18 protein-coding genes are annotated in these 17,110 nt (G+C 64.4%); 10 read left to right on the forward strand and 8 right to left on the reverse strand.

Annotated elements, in window-relative coordinates; all coding sequences use genetic code 11:
• Window positions 1-205: 205 nt before the first annotated feature.
• From AB5Y91_RS00915 to AB5Y91_RS00925, 3 genes are all read right to left on the reverse strand, one after another.
• Window positions 206-991 (reverse strand): ATP-binding cassette domain-containing protein, encoded by a 786-nt coding sequence (locus AB5Y91_RS00915; protein WP_368168854.1) that lies wholly within the window; start codon window positions 989-991, stop codon window positions 206-208.
• Window positions 978-1,985 (reverse strand): vitamin B12 ABC transporter permease BtuC, encoded by a 1,008-nt coding sequence (btuC, locus tag AB5Y91_RS00920; RefSeq protein WP_368168855.1) that lies wholly within the window; start codon window positions 1,983-1,985, stop codon window positions 978-980. The genes AB5Y91_RS00915 and btuC overlap by 14 nt, the downstream gene beginning before the upstream one ends.
• A gap of 86 nt (window positions 1,986-2,071) precedes the next feature.
• Complete coding sequence (locus tag AB5Y91_RS00925) at window positions 2,072-2,821, reverse strand: substrate-binding periplasmic protein (protein WP_368168856.1); 750 nt, start codon at window positions 2,819-2,821, stop codon at window positions 2,072-2,074.
• Between the two features lie 112 nt (window positions 2,822-2,933).
• Here AB5Y91_RS00925 and AB5Y91_RS00930 point away from each other — a divergent pair, with 112 nt between their 5' ends.
• The 3 genes from AB5Y91_RS00930 to glgC all read left to right on the forward strand — a co-directional run bounded on the left by AB5Y91_RS00930 (window position 2,934) and on the right by glgC (window position 6,041).
• Window positions 2,934-3,290 (forward strand): DMT family protein, encoded by a 357-nt coding sequence (locus tag AB5Y91_RS00930; RefSeq protein ID WP_010675200.1) that lies wholly within the window; start codon window positions 2,934-2,936, stop codon window positions 3,288-3,290.
• A gap of 55 nt (window positions 3,291-3,345) precedes the next feature.
• Window positions 3,346-4,485 carry a type IVa pilus ATPase TapW gene (tapW, locus tag AB5Y91_RS00935; RefSeq protein WP_106886444.1) on the forward strand — a complete coding sequence of 380 codons (1,140 nt, stop codon included), beginning with the start codon at window positions 3,346-3,348 and terminating at the stop codon, window positions 4,483-4,485.
• 284 nt (window positions 4,486-4,769) lie between these two features.
• The gene (glgC, locus tag AB5Y91_RS00940) at window positions 4,770-6,041 is read left to right on the forward strand and encodes a glucose-1-phosphate adenylyltransferase (RefSeq protein WP_111912664.1); all 1,272 of its coding nucleotides are present in this window, start codon (window positions 4,770-4,772) and stop codon (window positions 6,039-6,041) included.
• 103 nt (window positions 6,042-6,144) lie between these two features.
• On the opposite strand, the gene AB5Y91_RS00945 is transcribed toward glgC, so the two are convergent.
• The 3 genes from AB5Y91_RS00945 to AB5Y91_RS00955 are packed head-to-tail and all read right to left on the reverse strand — an operon-like array spanning window position 6,145 to window position 8,925.
• A complete protein-coding gene (locus AB5Y91_RS00945; protein ID WP_163137939.1) occupies window positions 6,145-6,387 on the reverse strand; it encodes a FeoC-like transcriptional regulator in 243 nt (80 codons plus the stop codon).
• A 43-nt stretch (window positions 6,388-6,430) separates the two neighbouring features.
• Window positions 6,431-8,701, reverse strand: coding sequence for a Fe(2+) transporter permease subunit FeoB (gene feoB / locus AB5Y91_RS00950; protein ID WP_368168857.1), 2,271 nt, complete (start codon window positions 8,699-8,701; stop codon window positions 6,431-6,433).
• On the reverse strand, window positions 8,698-8,925 hold the full coding sequence (locus AB5Y91_RS00955; protein WP_025327407.1) for a FeoA family protein: 228 nt from the start codon (window positions 8,923-8,925) through the stop codon (window positions 8,698-8,700). Before AB5Y91_RS00955 ends, feoB begins: the two co-directional genes overlap by 4 nt.
• Window positions 8,926-9,044: 119 nt before the next feature.
• On the opposite strand from AB5Y91_RS00955, the gene AB5Y91_RS00960 reads away from it, so the two are divergent.
• The 7 genes from AB5Y91_RS00960 (at window position 9,045) to AB5Y91_RS00990 (ending at window position 14,479) form a co-directional block, all read left to right on the forward strand.
• The gene (locus tag AB5Y91_RS00960; protein WP_163149208.1) at window positions 9,045-9,374 is read left to right on the forward strand and encodes a translation initiation factor; all 330 of its coding nucleotides are present in this window, start codon (window positions 9,045-9,047) and stop codon (window positions 9,372-9,374) included.
• Window positions 9,375-9,630: 256 nt separating this feature from the next.
• Window positions 9,631-10,188 (forward strand): TMEM165/GDT1 family protein, encoded by a 558-nt coding sequence (locus tag AB5Y91_RS00965; protein ID WP_106886435.1) that lies wholly within the window; start codon window positions 9,631-9,633, stop codon window positions 10,186-10,188.
• Window positions 10,189-10,397: 209 nt separating this feature from the next.
• Window positions 10,398-11,336, forward strand: a complete 939-nt coding sequence (locus AB5Y91_RS00970; RefSeq protein WP_368168858.1) for a DUF2157 domain-containing protein — start codon at window positions 10,398-10,400, stop codon at window positions 11,334-11,336.
• Window positions 11,337-11,429: 93 nt separating this feature from the next.
• Window positions 11,430-12,437, forward strand: coding sequence for a DUF4401 domain-containing protein (locus tag AB5Y91_RS00975; RefSeq protein WP_368168859.1), 1,008 nt, complete (start codon window positions 11,430-11,432; stop codon window positions 12,435-12,437).
• Window positions 12,434-12,931 carry a GDYXXLXY domain-containing protein gene (locus AB5Y91_RS00980; RefSeq protein ID WP_368168860.1) on the forward strand — a complete coding sequence of 166 codons (498 nt, stop codon included), beginning with the start codon at window positions 12,434-12,436 and terminating at the stop codon, window positions 12,929-12,931. The genes AB5Y91_RS00975 and AB5Y91_RS00980 overlap by 4 nt, the downstream gene beginning before the upstream one ends.
• A 227-nt stretch (window positions 12,932-13,158) precedes the next feature.
• Window positions 13,159-13,869 (forward strand): substrate-binding periplasmic protein, encoded by a 711-nt coding sequence (locus tag AB5Y91_RS00985; protein ID WP_368168863.1) that lies wholly within the window; start codon window positions 13,159-13,161, stop codon window positions 13,867-13,869.
• A 355-nt stretch (window positions 13,870-14,224) separates the two neighbouring features.
• Window positions 14,225-14,479 (forward strand): hypothetical protein, encoded by a 255-nt coding sequence (locus AB5Y91_RS00990; RefSeq protein WP_041204490.1) that lies wholly within the window; start codon window positions 14,225-14,227, stop codon window positions 14,477-14,479.
• 263 nt (window positions 14,480-14,742) lie between these two features.
• On the opposite strand, the gene AB5Y91_RS00995 is transcribed toward AB5Y91_RS00990, so the two are convergent.
• Window positions 14,743-15,030, reverse strand: coding sequence for a hypothetical protein (locus AB5Y91_RS00995; RefSeq protein WP_368168861.1), 288 nt, complete (start codon window positions 15,028-15,030; stop codon window positions 14,743-14,745).
• Between the two features lie 113 nt (window positions 15,031-15,143).
• Complete coding sequence (locus AB5Y91_RS01000) at window positions 15,144-16,184, reverse strand: diguanylate cyclase (protein ID WP_368168862.1); 1,041 nt, start codon at window positions 16,182-16,184, stop codon at window positions 15,144-15,146.
• Between the last annotated feature and the right edge of the window lie 926 nt (window positions 16,185-17,110).

The raw sequence follows: 17,110 nt of genomic DNA on the forward strand, positions 1-17,110 counted from the left end.
CCTGGCCCTTCTCTTTTCCGGCTCACCTCACCGCAAGCTCTCGCTGCGGCGTGAAGCTGCTGTCGTCATTGTCGTAGGGTGGGTTAGCCGCGCAGCGGCGTAACCCACCACGCGTACCTGTTTTGCCCGGCGAGCCTAGATACATTGGACTTCGCTGTCGACCAACGTTGGGCTTCACTCAGCAGCAACCTACGCCATGCCCCCCTCACAGGCTCGGCATAAACCAGGTGCGGCCGGCCGCCTCGACGCGATCCGTCCTTATCTGGAACACCCGCTCCAGCAAGGCTTCGTCGATGACATCGACGCCCCCCTCGCTTACCACCCGACCCTGTTGCAGGCAGAGGATGCGATCCGCCCAGTCGATGGCCAGGTTGATGTCGTGGATGGCGATCACCACCAGCAGGCCTTGCCGGGAGAGGCGCTTGAGCAGCCGCAGCAGGGCCAGCTGATGGTGCAGATCCAACCCCGCCAGGGGCTCGTCCAGCAGCAGCACCCGTCCATCAGTGTTGAGACCGGGCCACAGTTGCAGCAGGGTGCGGGCGATCAGCACCCGCTGCTGCTCACCGCCGGAAAGGCGGCTGAAGTCCCGCGCCAGCAGGGCATCCAGCTCGAGCGCGGCGCAGATCTCGGCCACCGCCCGACCCTGTGCCTCGGGCAGCCCCCCCTCCTCCAGTCCCAGGCTCAGCACCTGGAACACCGGAATATGGAACAGCTGGGGCTGGCGCTGGGGCAGCATGGCGCGGCGCCTGGCAAGCTCGGGCCAGCTCAGGTCAGTGAGCACTTCCCCCCCCAGCAGCACGGCGCCTTCGGCGGGCAGAATGCCCGCCAGGGCACCGAGCAGGGTCGACTTGCCGCTGCCGTTGGGGCCGAGCAGGGCGACCAGCTGGCCCCCGGCCCAGGCGAGATCCAGGGGCGCGAGCCGCGCGGGGATCCCGAGGGCCCGCGCCTCCAGCAACCAGAGGGGATCGGGGGAGGAGTTAACGGGAGACATCGGCATCTTGCCTCAGCAGCAGGTAGATAAAGAGCGGCGCCCCGACCGAGGCGGTGATGACGCCAATGGGCAGCTCACCGGCACTAAGGGCCGAGCGCGCCACCAGATCGGCGCCCAGCAGCAGGGCGCCCCCTCCCAGCGCCGAGGCGGGCAGCAGGAAGCGCTGATCGCTGCCGCCGCACAGCCGCAGCAGGTGAGGCACCACCAGGCCGACGAAGCCGATGACACCGCACAGGGACACCGCGACCCCGGTGAGCAGGCAGACCGCCAGCACCAGCCGCACCCGCATCCTGTCCACGTTCATCCCCATCAGCCGGGCCTGGGTCTCCCCCAGCAGCAGTTGTTGCAGCGCCCTGCCCTGCCAGCAGAGCCAGCCGAGGGTGAGCGGCAGCACCAGCCACCACCAGGCTAGCTGCTGGCTGCCATAGGAGAGGCTGCCCATCATCCAGAACATGAATTCCCGCAGGGAGCCGTCGTCGGCGAAGTACATCAGCCAGGTCATGGCCGCATTGGTGAGGATGCCGATGGCCACCCCGAACAGCAGCAGCCGGGTATGGCCGAGCCGGGCCCGGCGCGCCAGGTGGATGAGCAGCATGGTCACCACCAGGGCGCCGCCAAAGGCCGCGAGCGACAACCCCCAGCCCGGCAGGTAGACGCCGAGGGACTTGGCCACCGCCATCGCCACCATGGCGGCGAGGCCAGCCCCGCTCGAGACGCCGAGCAGGCCGGGCTCGGCCACAGGGTTGTGCAGCATCACCTGCAGCACGGCCCCGCCACAGGCGAGCGCCGCCCCCGCCAGCAGGGCCAGCAGGGCGCGCGGCAGGCGCAGCTCCAGCAAGATGCGCAGCTCCAGCTCCCCCAGGGGCTGCCAGGGCAGCAGCATGAACTCCCCCAGGGCAAGGGAGAGCAGGAAGAGGGACAGGACCAGCAGCGACAGGGCGAGCAGCCAGTGGCGCTGCCAGCGCTGCTGGCGGTGGATAAGAGCGAGATACACGCGGGATCCCCGAAATGAGACAGGTGCCGCCCCGAACCGGGGGCCAGCAGGAAAGCTGCATGATAACAGCGCGTTACCACCCAAGGTCAAGGCTGGTAAGGCCGTGCCAGCGCCTCTATCTCGCCGCTCTCCACCATGGTCTGCAACGCCTGCGCCAGTGCAGGCCCGAGATCATGGTGGGGTGAGTGCTTGCTCATGCCCAGATAGAGCACCACAGGGTGGGGCGGGCGGTAGTCCGCCTTGATGAGACCGGTGTCGTTGCGCTGGCTCAGGGCGTAATCCACCTGGCAGTCGGTGCCTATCATCAGGGGCAGATGGCCCCGCTCCACCATGCGCTGCAACTGATCCTCGGTGGGCACCCCGTGCTTGTCGAGCTGGCCGTCATCGTCGAAGGGGGCGAAATAGGCGGAGTTGAGCACATAGCCTATCTCCCTGCCGCGCAGATCCTCGTAGGTTTTCAGGGTAGCCACCGCCGCCGCCTTGCCGTAGAAGGCCGGCCGGCACTGGTAATAGGCAGGTTGCAGGTAATCGATAAAGGCCGCCCGCTCCGGGGTGTGGGCCAACCCTATCATCAAGTCCGCCTGACCTGTCTGCATCTGCTTGAGTGCCCGTCCCCAGGGCACCCGCTTGAGGGTGAGCGCTATGCCGCTGCGAGCCTGCAACTGGCGCAGAATGTCGATATCCAAACCATGGAACTCGTCGTTCTGCGCGAGCATGCGAAACGGGGGCCAGACATCGGTCACCACCGTCAGGGTTGGCGCCCCGTTTGCCATAGCGGTAACGGGCGTCATACAGGCAAACAACAGACAAAGCACTCCCCAGCTTGTCTTGCCCATCCAGTTTCAACCTTCTGTTGTCACATCCTTGTGGGTTAAAAATACCCTCATGTGCCACTTATGAAAACCCATGGAGTCGAGATAAAATGCATTGATTTCAAAGGAGAACCTAATGAACCCTATCATGACCAGTATCGGTCTGCTGATCTGCAGCAACGTCTTCATGACCTTCGCCTGGTATGCCCATCTCAAGAGCATGAACCACAAACCCTGGATCATCGCCGCCCTGGTGAGTTGGGGTATCGCCCTGTTCGAGTACCTGTTGCAGGTGCCCGCCAACCGCATCGGCCACACCGTGCTCTCGGTCGGTCAGCTCAAGATACTGCAGGAGGTGATCACCCTCACCGTGTTCGTTCCCTTCTCCATCTTCTATCTGAAAGAAGACTTGAAGTGGGACTACCTCTGGGCCGGCCTGTGCATCCTGGGCGCGGTGTTTTTTGTGTTTCGCGAGAAACTGACCGGTGCCTGAGGCTGTACACTCAAGCACATTGCTCCCCCTATTTCTTTGAGTGACGAGGCAACACATGGAATTGCGAGACATGCTACAGATCCTGGCCAAGCAGGATGGCTCCGACCTCTATCTCTCCACAGGGGCGCCCCCCTGCGCCAAGTTCAACGGCGCCCTGCGCCCCCTGAACGAGGTGCCGCTCGAGCCTGGCGAGGTGGCCAGGATAGCCGCCGAGCTCATGGACTCGGAGCAGAAGCAGCAGTTCGAGAAGGAGCTGGAGATGAACCTCGCCATCTCCCTGCCCCAGATAGGCCGCTTTCGGGTCAACATCTTCAAGCAGCGCAACGAGGTCTCCCTGGTGGCGCGCAACATCAAGACAGAGATCCCCCGCTTCGAGGACTTGAAGCTTCCCCCGGTGCTGCTCGACACCATCATGGAGAAGCGTGGCCTGGTGCTCTTCGTCGGCGGCACCGGCTCGGGCAAGTCCACTTCGCTCGCGGCCCTCATCGACCATCGCAACCGCAACAGCGGTGGCCACATCATCACCATCGAGGATCCGGTGGAGTTCGTCCATCGCCACCGCAAGAGCATCATCAACCAGCGGGAGGTCGGAGTGGATACCCGCAGCTTCCACGCGGCCCTGAAGAACACCCTGCGCCAGGCGCCGGACGTCATCCTCATCGGTGAAATTCGCGACCGGGAGACCATGGAGCATGCGCTGGCCTTCTCCGAGACCGGGCATCTGGCCATCTCCACCCTGCACGCCAACAACGCCAACCAGGCGCTGGACCGCATCATCAACTTCTTCCCCGAGGAGCGCAGGCCCCAATTGCTCAACGACCTTGGCAACAACCTCAAGGCCTTCGTCTCCCAGCGGCTGGTGAAGACCACAGACGGCGGCCGCCGGGCGGCGGTGGAGGTCATGCTCGGCACCCACACCATTCGCGATCTCATCAAGCGCGGCGAGTTTGGCGGCCTCAAGGAGATCATGGAGAAATCCAGGGCCCTTGGCATGGTCACCTTCGACAGCACCCTGTTCGATCTGGTGGTGGAGGGGGTCATCGACGAAGAAGAGGCGGTCAAGAACGCAGATTCCCAGAACAACCTGCGCCTCAAGATCAAGCTGTGGAGAGAGAAGGGGCAGATAGGCAACAGTGCGGCGGCCAGCGGCTGGAGCCTGGAACCCACCAAGGATGATAACAACGATCTCTTCTAGTCAGGCGCCCCCTCCCCCGCTACACCCGGCCGCCCTCGCGGCCGGGTGTTCGACAAGAGCGCGGCTGACCCCCTCCCTTCACTCTGCCCCCTGCCCTCTGCCCTCTGCCCTCTGCCCTCTGCCCATCATTCGACCACAAACCTATCCATCTTCCTGATTGGCAATGGCGCTCGCTCACATAAATGACAAAAAAATCAATTTGAATCCCCTGCTGATTGAAAGCCCTTTCAAACAGGCCTCAAAAGAGGCACCATTGAGGAGGTATATCAATAAAGGGGTATTCAATGTTGTTACAACCAGCCAACACAGCAAGGTCAAGGCAGTTATTGAACGAGACCATGGCGTTGGTGTTAGCCGGGGGGCGAGGCAGTCGGCTCCAGCAGCTGACGGACAGCAGGGCAAAACCGGCCGTTCATTTTGGTGGCAAGTTCCGCATCATCGACTTCGTTCTCTCCAACTGCATCAACTCCGGGATCCGCCGGATCGGCGTGGTCACCCAGTACAAGTCCCACAGTCTGCTGCGCCACCTGCAGTCGGGCTGGTCCTTCCTGCGCTACCAGATGAACGAATTCATCGAGCTGCTGCCGGCCCAGCAGCGCATTGACGAGGTCAGCTGGTATCGCGGCACCGCCGATGCCGTCTACCAGAACATGGACATCATTCGCGAGCACGGCCCCAAATATGTGGTGGTGCTGGCGGGGGATCACATCTACAAGATGGATTACGCCGCCATGCTGCTCGATCACGTCAACCTGGGCAGCCGGGTGACGGTGGCCTGCATAGAGGTGCCGCGCCAGGAGGCCAGCGCCTTTGGCGTGATGGCGGTGGATGAGAGCCGCAAGATCAACGCCTTCGTCGAGAAGCCCGCCGACCCGCCCGCCATGCCGGGCAAACCCGACACAGCACTGGCCTCCATGGGGGTCTACATCTTCGACGCCGACTACCTCTATCAGCTGCTGGAAGAGGATCTTGCCAACGAGCAGTCCCACCACGACTTTGGCATGGACGTGATCCCGCGGGTGGTCAAGGAGGGCACCGCCTATGCCCATCCGTTCAGCCTCTCCTGCGTCGGCTGCTGCCCGCAGAAGCGCCCCTACTGGCGCGATGTGGGCACTGTGGACTCCTTCTGGGAGGCGAACATGGATCTCGCCTCTGTGACGCCCGAGCTCGACATCTACGATCAGGACTGGCCCATCTGGACCAGCCAGAAGATGACGGCCCCCGCCAAGTTCGTGCAGGATCAAAACGGCCAGCACGGCATGACCATCAACTCCCTGTTCGCCGGCGGCACCATAGTCAGCGGCTCCTTCATCGTGAGCTCCGTGCTGTTCAACAACGTGCGGGTCGACTCCTTCTGTACCCTGGATCAGGCGGTGATCTTCCCCGGGGTCGAGATAGGGGCCGGTTGCCGGTTGCGCCGGGTGGTGATCGACAAGGGCTGCCGGTTGCCGGAAGGGCTGGTGGTGGGGGAAAACGCCTGCGAGGATGCCCGCCGCTTCTACCGCTCCGAGCAGGGCATAGTGCTGGTCACCCAGGAGATGCTGGCCAGGCTGTGATGGCCACATCTGCCCGCCCCGCCTATCGGCAACAGACGCAAAAAAGAGACCCACCAATGGCGGGTCTCTTGTTGTCAGAGGACGCTCTCAGGCGGCAGCGCGTTCAGCGCCGCTGTACCAGGCCGATCCGGCCTGGTTCGCACCACTCGAACATCACCTCCTCGCTCTTGCCGCAGCAACTGCCGCCGCACACCCGGGTCTCCCGCTTGGTGACGCGGCCCTTGCGCATCCAGACGCCGAGCATGGCCTCCACCGCATCCTCCGAGGTGTGGAAGTGACGGGCCAGATCCCGCCGGCTCACCTTCTGCTGCGCCGCCAGATAATCACCCAGCTCTCGCAATATCATGGCGTGACCTCCCCTCGATGGGTCCATCTCCTCTCTTGCGCCCTCACAGGGTCACCACCTTGCGGGCGACTATATCCCCGTGGCGGCGGCCGAACCACCACAGCAGCAGCAGGGAGAGCCCGTAGCTCAGGGTCCAGAGCAGGCTCTGCTCGGGGTGAGCGGCAAAGGTCGCCAGCTGATAGAAGAGGGTGGCGCACATGAAGGCCATGTAGTTGCACCAGGCGGCGGTGAACAGGGCCCACTGGCGGCCGGTCTCCCGTACCAGGGCGCCCATGGCGGCGGCACAGGGCATGTAGAGCAGCACGAACAGCAGGTAGGCGAAGGCACCGGCCGCCCCGTCGAAGTGGGTCTGCATGTTGCCATAGGTGGAGGTATCCACCTCCTGGGCCTCGGCGGCCGCCTGCTGATCCGCCAGCTCCCCGACCTTGAGCCCCATGGGATCGGCGGGATCTATGTCCGCCAGGTTGGCGGGAATGGTGGCCAGCGCCTCCTTCAGGCTCCCGAGCAGGGAGTATTCACTCTCCTCCTCGTCACCAGCGCTGCCGGCGTAGAGGCTGTTGAGGGTGGCCACTACCGCCTCCTTGGCGAAGATACCGGTGAGGATGCCGACCGTGGCCTGCCAGTTCTCCTCCCGGATCCCGATGGGGTGCAGCACTGGGGTCACCGACTGGCTGATCTTGCTCAGCACAGAGTTTTCCTGATCCTGATTGCCGAAGCTGCCGTCGGTGCCCAGCGAATTGAGCACGCTCAGCACGGCCACCATCAGCACTATGGTCTTGCCCGCACCGAAGATGAAGGCCTTGAGTTTTTGCCAGGTACGCAGCCCCACGTCCACCGGACGGGGCCACTCGTAATCCGGCATCTCCATCACCATGGAGTCACTCTTGCCCGGCAGCAGGGTGCTGCGCAGAAAGAGGCCGGTGAGCACGGCCACCAGTATGCCGAGCAGGTAGAGGCCGAACACCAGGTTCTGGCCCGATTCGGGGAAGAAGGCCACCGCAAAGAGGGCATAGACCGGCAGCCGGGCGCCGCAGGACATGAAGGGCGCCATGGCCGAGGTCATCAGCCGCTCGCGCTCCGACCCCAGGGTGCGGGTCGCCATCACCGCAGGCACTGTGCAGCCAAAGCCCATCAGCATGGGGACGAAGGCCTTGCCGGGCAGGCCGAGGCGGCGCATCAGGGCATCCACCACGAAGGCGGCGCGGGCCAGGTAGCCCGAGCTCTCCAGCACGGCGAGGAACAGGAAGAGGCAGCCCACCACGGGGATGAAGGTCGCCACCGTCTGCAGACCGGCGCCGACGCCATCCGCCAGCACGGCCCCCAGCCAGTCGGGTGCCGACACCAGCCCCAGCAGGTGATGCACCCCGTCCACGAACAGGGCGCCCCCCAGGATATCGAAGAAGTCGATGAAGGCGCTGCCCACCTTGATGGCGAACATGAACATCAGGTACATCACCAGCAGGAAGAAGGGGATGCCCACCCAGCGGTTGAGCAGCATCCTGTCCAGCCGCTCGCTCTGGGCGACGGTGAGCTTGTCCTGATGGCGGCACGCCTGCTGGCACCAGTGGTGGATGTGGCCGTAGCGCAAGTCAGCCAGTTGCAGATCTATGTCCTGGGCGTGATGGGCGCGGCTCACCACGTTGTCGGCCGCCGCCTGCTGACCCGCCGCCAGGGTCTCCTGCATGACAACGTCCTCCTCCAGCAGACGCAGGGCACGGCCGCGGTCACTGAGGTGGTGGGGGGCGAGCAGGGTCTCAAGCTCGGCTATGTCGGCTTCCAGCGGCTGACCGTAATCGAGCACCAGGGCGGGCTGGGGCTGGCCGATGAACTGGTGGATCTGCTCCTTGAAGGCCGCCACCTGCTGGCGATTGTGGGCCGAGAGCGACACCACGGGGCAACCGAGCGCCTGGCCGAGCAGCCCCTCGTCTATGGTGATGCGGCGCTTTTGCAGCAGATCCATCTTGTTGAGCACCACCACCATGGGCAGGCCCAGCTCCCGCAGTTGCAGGGTGAGATAGAGGGAGCGTTCAAGATTGGCGGCGTCGATGACGTTGAGCAGCAAATCCGGCTGCTGGCCCTGCACGAAGCGGCTGGCGATCTGCTCGTCCAGGCTCGCCTCCTGATTGGCCAGGGAGTAGATACCGGGCAGGTCCACCAGGGTGTAATCCTGCCCCTTGGCGGAAAACTCGCCCATCTTCTTGTCGACGGTGACCCCGCTCCAGTTGCCCACCTGCTGGCGGGCACCGGTCAGGGCGTTGAACAGGGACGTCTTGCCGCTGTTGGGGTTGCCTACGGTTACCAGGGAGTAGTTCATACCGGTTCGACCTCGATTTGCTGGGCCAGGCTCTTTTGCATGGAGAGGCAGATGCCCTGGCACTGGATCTGGAGCGGATCCCCCAGGGGGGCCGCCCGCAGATAGAGGATCTCGGTCTGGGGCAAGAGCCCCATCACCATCAGCTTGCGTCGCAAGGTACGGCCAAGATGGTTCATGTTCTTGATGCGAGCACGCTGCCCCGGCGACAACTCTGTGAGTACCATGACGGGCTCCTGAAGTTAAACAAGAATAATTCGCTTTTAGTGGGAGGATTATAAGCTGTGCCCTCAACATTTATTTGCGTAAAATCAAACTCCGCTTAGCTAACCGACAAAGTATTGCCATGAGTCACGACAACAACAGCCGCCTGGTCTACAGCACGGACGGCGGCATGATCAAGGAATCCGCCCCCACCCAGAGCGCCTCCCCCTTCCCCGCCGACGGGGTCGTGCGCATCCGCCGCGAGACCAAGGGACGCAAGGGCGCCGGTGTCATCACCATCCACGGCGTGCCGGCCGACCAGCAGAAAACCATCGCCACCCTGCTCAAGAAGAAGTGCGGTACCGGCGGCGGTCTCAAGGAGGGGATCATCGAGATCCAGGGGGACAAACGGGACCTTATCAAGGCCGAGCTGGAGAAAGCCGGCTTTCAAGTCAAGCTGGTGGGCGGGTGATCCCCCAGCCACACGCCTTGCTTCAGAGGACGTTTTTCCCTAGAATGCCGGCTCCCATCGAGGGGGAGTAGTCTCGCCACGGGTGCCAACCCGGTGCGCGACCCTGATCAACATACTTGGTGCCAACTCACCATGGTCAGGGTGATCCGGGCAATGCCGGATTTGACAAGACCTTTGACGGGCCAGTGCCAATACCGGGGACGGATGGCGCAGGCTTGTCTTTGGTTTATAACAATTCCGTCCCCCGGTCATATTTATGGAAGCCTTGTTAACCTCAACCCTGAGCGTGGCCATCGCCGAGATCGGCGACAAGACCCAGCTCCTGGCGTTGCTGCTCATCTGTCGTTTTCGCAAACCCTGGCCCATCATCGCCGGCATGCTGGTCGCCACCCTGCTCAACCATGCGGGTGCCGCCTGGATAGGGGAGTTCATCAGCAGCTGGATGGACCCCAAGGTGATGACCTGGCTGGTCGCCGGCGCCTTCATCGCCATGGCGGTCTGGATCCTCGTGCCGGACAAGATGGACGATGAAGAGAGTTCCCTCGACAAATACGGCCCCTTCATGGCCACCTTCGTGCTGTTCTTCATCGCCGAAATCGGCGACAAGACCCAGATAGCCACAGTGCTGCTGGCGGCCAAGTACGACTCTCTCACCCAGGTCATCACGGGCACCACCCTCGGCATGATGCTGGCCAACGTGCCAGTGGTGCTGCTTGGCAAGCTGGGGGCCGACAAGCTGCCCCTCCAGGGGATCCGCATCGCCTGCGCCATCCTCTTCGTGGGCCTGGGCGCCAGCACCCTGATCTTCGTCTGACGCGCCAGCAACGAGGGGATGGGATGGGCGTGAGCACCCACCCATATCCCCCTCTGCCCGTCATCAGAGCCCCCTCCTCCCGGTCGGGGCTTTTTTGTCGTCCGCGTCCTGCTTCCCTGTCGCATCAGCGCCACCAGGGTCTGCCCCGGGACGCGGCGCCGTGCCATAATGCCTTACCATTCAGGCACGACGGCACCAGGAGCCTCGCCATGCTCGTCACCTCAAGACAGACCCTGCTCGACTGGGTCAGACGCGGTCGTCTCCCCAGGGAGTCATTGCCCGCCGCCCTCGCCCTCTGCGATCTGCCCCCGGCCCCCGTGCGCTGGCAGTGGCTGTTCGACAGGCTGCTGCTCTGGCTCGGCTGCCTCTGCCTGGGGACGGGCCTGGTGTTCTTCGTCGCCTTCAACTGGCAGGCGCTGGGCCGCCTCTCCCGCCTCGCCCTGCTGGAGCTGCCCCTGCTCGCCATGCTGCTGGTGCTCTGGCGCAAGCCCCTGGCCGACACCCCGCGCCAGGCCCTGCTGCTGGCGGTGGCCCTCAACATAGGCGCCCTGCTGGCCCTGGTGGGTCAGACCTACCAGACAGGTGCCGATCCCTGGCAACTCTTCGCCACCTGGGCCCTGCTGCTGTTGCCCCTGGCGGCGCTCGGCAGGAGCCCCCTGCTCTGGACGCTCTGCTGGCTGCTCGGCCAGCTGGCGCTGGTGCTCTATTGGCGGCTCGGCCTCATCGATCTCTTCTTCTCCTTCAATGAGGAGGCCCTCGGCTGGTGCCTGACCCTGCTCAACGCCGCCCTCTGGGGGGCGCTCATCCTGGCCCCCGCGCGGCTCGGGCTCATGCCCTCCTGGCTCCCGGGGCTGGCCGCCGGGCTCGGGGTCACCCTGCTGGCCCTGCTGGCGCTGTTCGATGCCGCCTCCCCCTGGGTCTGGCCCGCCTGGCTCGCATGGCTTGGGGCCGCCTATCTGCGCTGGCACCACAGGTTTATCGCCGGGCTCGCCATGGGGTGCCTGAGCCTTATCGCCGTGATCCTGGCGGCCCTTGGCAAGTGGATGGAGCCCGACATGAACGGCTTCCTGCTGCTGAGTCTGATTGCCATCGGCCTCTCGGTAATGGCCAGCCGCTGGCTGCAACAACAACGGAGGTCCCATGCCTGAGCCGATCCTCTGGTCACCCCTGCTGGCCATCCCATCGCCATCGGACTTTCATGGTCATGGTCAGCCGCTGGCTGCAACAGCAACGGAGGCAACATGTCTGATCTGAGTCCTTGGGAGAGGCTGCGGGCCGCCCATCTGGTGGAGGGCGACGCCCCTCAAGACGAGCAACCTCACTGGTCGAGCCGCTTCCTGCTCGGCATGGTGGGCTGGCTGGCCGCCCTCTTCCTGCTGTTCTTCCTGTTCATGGCCTTCGAGAGCCTGATCCGCGAAGCGAACCACGCCCTTGTCATGGGCACCCTGCTGATGGCCGCCGCCCTCGGCCTCAACCGCCTGGCCCGGCGTAGCGATCTCTGGGATCAGTTCGTGCTGGCGCTCGCGCTCGCTGCCGATGCCTGGCTGCTCTATGGCCTCATCGACCAGATTGACCCCCACTCGGCCCCGCTCTGGCTGGGACTGGCCCTGCTGTCGCTGGCCATTGCCGCCCTGTTCGAGCACTGGCTGGTTCGCCTCTTCCACAGCTTCGCCGCCGCCATTTTGCTGACCATGGGACTCGCCTGCCTCGGCCTGCAACTGCTGGCCCTGCCGCTGGTGATGGCCGCCCTCACCTTCTGCTGGCTGCAGGCCGAGCGCGACCCAGAGCGCCATTCGCTCTATGAGTCCCTGACCCTGGGGCTGGCACTCTCCCTGCTGGTGCTGGGCAGGTTGCACCATCCACTCTGGGACGGCGGCACCAGCGCGCTCGACGAGCTTGGGATCTCCCGCCTGCCGCTCTGGCTCAATCCCCTGCTCTGCGCCGCCCTGCTGCTCGGAGTCATGGTGAAACTGAAACTGCCGTTGCTCTACGGCCTGCCCCTGGTGGTGATCAGCGCCATCATCCCCGGCATGGGGGCCGGCGCCCTGGTGCTGGTGCTCGGCTTTTATGCCGGGAGCCTGGGGCTCATGACCCTGGCCGGCCTGCTGCTGCTCGGCTTTGGCTCCCTCTACTACTACGATCTCGGGCTGACCCTGATGACCAAATCCTGGCTGCTGCTGGGCTCGGGGGCCCTGCTGCTCGGCGCCCGCCAGCTGTTGAACATCCTCGGCAAGGAGATCCCCTCATGAGACGCCTTGGTTTCTTGCTGACCGGCCTCGCCATCCTGGTGGGCATCAATGTCACCGTCTGGCGCTTCGAGCATGCCATGAGCAGCGGCGAGACAGTGCTGCTTGAGCTGGCCCCGGTCGATCCCCGCTCCCTGATGCAGGGGGATTACATGCGCCTGAGCTACGCCCTCGCCCGCCAGTTGGGGAGCCCGCGTCAGGAGGGCGCCGCCACCCAGACCCTGGTTATCCGCCTCGATGAGCAGCAGGTGGCACAGCGGGTGGAGGGGGGCACCCCCGACGCCCTGGCCCCGGATCAGCGCCTGCTGCAGGCCCGCTGGCAGCAGGGCCAGTGGTGGATAGGGCCGGATGCCTTCTTCTTCGAGGAGGGGACGGCCGCCCAGTACGAGCAGGCGCGCTATGGCGAATTCAGGCTGCAGGCGGACGGCGGAACCCTGCTGGTCGGCCTGCGCGATCAGGCCCTCAAGCCCATAGGCCATACCCGCCCGGCCTGGTGATGGACCGTCCCGGGAGCGCGCTGCCGCTCCCCCTGTTGCGCGACGCCTTGGCACAGCAACTGCGATGGCTCGTCCCTTCGGGTGGCGAAACCCCGCGGCTTGGCAACACTTGAAGCTGGGCACTCGGCAGCAGGACGGTCAGGATGAGCGCAGGAATAGGAAGGATCAGGAACAGAACCGCCCTCTTGGCCACACTCTTAGCCACACTCTGGGGCGGGCCGGGCGAGATGGGGCAGGCCAGCGCCAGCCCGGCCCTTGGCAAGCTTCACTACCTCACCGAAGAGTACAAACCCTATAACTTCACCGGGGAAGATGGCAGCCCCAGCGGCTTTGCCATCGAGCTGCTGCACCAGGTGTGGCAGAAGACGGGCACCCCGCCCCAGGAGATCAGCATCCTCCCCTGGGCCAGGGGCTACTACCTGCTGACCCAGAAGCCCAACGTGGTGCTCTTCGCCACCGCCCGCACCGAGGCGCGGGATCCCCTGTTCAAGTGGGCCTGTCCCATCGGCTATGCCGAAATCGTGCTGATGGGACTGGCCAGCCATCCCCTCAAGATCGCCCGGCTGGAGGATGCCCAGCAGCACACCATAGGCGCCGTGCGCGCCGACGTGGGGGAGCAGTTGCTGCTCAACAGCGGCTTCGACGAGCAGAAGATAATGACAGCCAACCGCCTCCCCCAGGCGCTGCGGATGCTCACCTCGGGCCGGGTCGACCTCATCTCCAGCAACAAGGCCACCCTGATGGATCTCATCAAGGCCCAGCAGCTGGATCCCGCCCAGTTCGAGGTGCGCTGGGTGCTGAGCTCCGAGCAGTTCTGCTTCGCCTTCAGCCATCCGGTCGACGATGCCCTGGTCAAGGAGTTCCAGCACGGCCTGACCCAGGTGCTGGCCAGCAGCGAGTTCCAGCGGATCCAGCACAAGTACTTCCCGGCGCCCTAGTGCCCTTCGATGCCAGCAGAGAGGCCCGCCATGGGCCTCTCGCTTTCTGGGCACAGCTCTCCTTGCTCAGCCCCGCTCTCTTCACTCAGCCCCGCCCATCCCTTGACCCCCATCACGAACACCATTGAATGTCAGACGCCTGTCACCCCAAGGGGTGACAGGGGCCGCCCTGGGTCCGTAAAATGACGCCGGGAGTCTGTTGGCACTCCCTTAGGGCAAGGGGACGACGCGCACCACGGCAAACCGCCGGGCACCCGTCCCCTAGGCGCCATCTCCCTACACCCCGGAGCCCATGGCACCGGCATCTCGTTTGAACAGATCAGGATTGAACATGCAAGGCACAGTGAAGTGGTTGATGAGTATCTCGGTTTGCGCCCTGTTGATGGCGTGCGGCGGCGACAAGACCACGGGCAAGGCCTGTCTTGGCGCCAACAATGACTCTCTGGTGGAGGGGATGCAGGACAAATGCAAGGCGGGTGACACTGTGGCCACCAAGCATCCGGCCTATTTCTGCGACTTCAACTACGCCGTCGCCTACAACAGTTACAACTCCGCCATCTGCGTCTACTCGGGGGCATTGAAACCGGAGCGCACCACCGAGAAATCATGACCCGGGCAACCCCGCCAGGGGTTGCCATCAGGCAGCAGAATGAGTGGCCCGAACCTTGTGGTTTGGGCCCTTTGGGCCAAAAGGGGTCGTTATTTGACCCGCATCAGACGGTGGCACTGCCCACCGAGCTCCAACTGGACAACCTGGTAGCGGGCCATGGCACCGACCCGGGCCATCTATTTGACCCGCATCAGGCGGTGGCGCTGCCCACCGAGCTCCAGCTGGACAACCTGGGAGCGGGCCATGGTATCGACCCGGGCCATCTATTTGACCCGCATCAAACGGTGGCACTGCCCGCCAAACTCCAGCTGGACAACCTGGGAGCGGGCCATGGCATCGACCCGGGCCAGCATCTCGGCGCTGTAGCCCTTGCGGTGCATCCACTGCATGGGCTCCTCGAAGCTGCCTTCGTTGACGATGAAGGTGTCTGTGTAGGCATCCTTGATGATGCTGACCACCCAGATGCGCTGCTGAAACTCGGAAAGCTCCGCAAAGAGGGTGACCACTTTCGCCGCCAGGGCGCGGAGCTGGCCGATAACGCGGTTTGCCATGGTAGAGAGTGCCTGTGTTGAGGGAGACGCATCCTAGCATCCCGGGCGCGGGGGCAACAATGCGCGGCATCAAAGCCGCAGCCCCTGGCCCCCTTGCCATGGGCAGGGGCGCCTCAGATGCAACCTGCCCGCCCCTCCAGCGCGCGGCGCTGGCGCTTGACCGCATACATGCGCGCATCGGCCTGGCGCAGGGCGTCGTCTATGCTGGTGTGCGCCGGGTCTATGGCTACGGCCCCCACGCTGGCACCGGGATAGTCCAGCACCCGGGAGGGGATTGGCACTTGAAAGACGCTCTGCTCGAACAACCGGCGCTGGAAGCCCTGCACCGCCCCCTCGACCGTCTCATGCCCCTGATGAGGCCCCATGCCCACCACGACGAACTCGTCCCCCCCGACCCGCGCCAGCAGATCGCCGCCGCGCAGGGCCGCCGACAGTTGCTGCGCCATGGTGATCAGCAGCTTGTCCCCCGCCTCGTGACCGTGGGTGTCGTTGATCTGCTTGAAGCCATCGAGATCGATAAAGGCGATGAGCACAGGGTGCCCGGCCCGCTCCGACAGGGAAAACAGGCGAGCCAGCTCCTGCATCAGCGCCCGCCGGTTCGGCAGGCCGGTCAGGGGATCGCTGAGGGCCTGGCGCGCCAGCTCCTGGTTGGCCTGCTGCAACTGCTGCAGCAACTGCTCCCGCTCCACATGCTCGGCGATCAGCCGGGCGAAGAAGCCGATGAGCTGCTCTGAGCCCGCCACGAAGGGCTTGCGCTCGGCGCTGGCGGCGCACAGGGTGCCATAGAGCGACCCCGAGGGGGTGCGCACCGGGCTGCTCAGATAGGTGCGAATGCCCATGATCCTGGCCGCATCCGAATCGCCCCAGCACTCGGCCACGTTGTCGGTGAACATGCGCCCCTCATCGATGGCGCGCCGGCACAGGGTATCGCTCCAGTCCACCGTGATCCCCTCCGGGATCTGCAGCCCGGCCACGTCGTTGGCATTCTTGGCATAGCGGATGCTCTGCGTGCCCTGCTCGACATCAATCTGGGTGAGATAGGTCGACTCCAGCCCGGTCACCGCCTCGAGCATTTCCAGCAGGGGCCGGGTCAGGCTCTCCAGATCCCGTGCCTGCGTGACCCGCTCCGACAGGGTCTGCAATATCTTGTCCATGCCTCTCTCCACTGCCTGCATGTGATGGGCGACCACCTTAGCCAACTCGGGACACGCCAGACAAGTACGAGAAAGGGGTAGGCTGGGGAAATATCGGCCCGTTCACACTTTGGCGGGCAACGCCTGAGGCCCCTCCCCACCCCAGGCTGGCAGCCGTAACTTTGAACCAGCGCAAAAAACCTGTCGATTCTGACACTTGGGTCAGCAATATCCGTGGATCGGGCCCCGTCGGCTCCGTAGGATGGGGGTGGGTGCCCGTTGGACCCTTTTTCGTATGCCAGGGTCAGCGGCGCATTGTGGTAGCGAGAGCCAGGGGCGGTAGCGTCGTTGGCGGATGCCAGCCCGGCATCCCGCGCCTCGGCAAGGTGCGAGGGTTCCACCCTCGATGGGGTTTCCGACGGCCCCGTGACAAGTAGGGTCGAGTCGGGTCGAGTAGGGTCGATTAGCGAAGCGTAATCGTCCGCGGTAACAATCCCCTCTCCCCTTGCGGGAGAGGGTTAGGGTGAGGGGTCGCCAACCTCTTTGGCATGGCTTCGCCAGTAGGGTCGATTAGCGAAGCGTAATCGTCCGCGGTAACAGTCCCCTCTCCCCAACGGGAGAAGCGTTGGGCGCAATATGCACGTAGGGTCGATTAGCACAGCGTAATCGTCCGCGGTAACCATCCCCTCTCCCCTTGCGGGAGAGGGTTAGGGTGAGGGGTTGGGTAACTTGGGCATGGCTTCGCCGTGCAGGACACGAGGGCGCTGCCCTCGACGGGGTTTCGCCCGCCCTTCGGGCTTGGGCGAGTGACTTTTCTTTGCGTGGCCAAAGAAAAGTCACCAAAAGAAAGGCCACCCCCGCTTGTTCGCCCTCCTGCGTCGGGTGCCCTCGGTTCCCCCCTTTGTCCAACGGCACGCGCCGATGGGCCATCCCTGGCCCAGCGGCGC

It is taken from the genome of Aeromonas sp. R4-3 (assembly GCF_040908275.1).
Classification (GTDB): domain Bacteria; phylum Pseudomonadota; class Gammaproteobacteria; order Enterobacterales; family Aeromonadaceae; genus Aeromonas; species Aeromonas rivipollensis.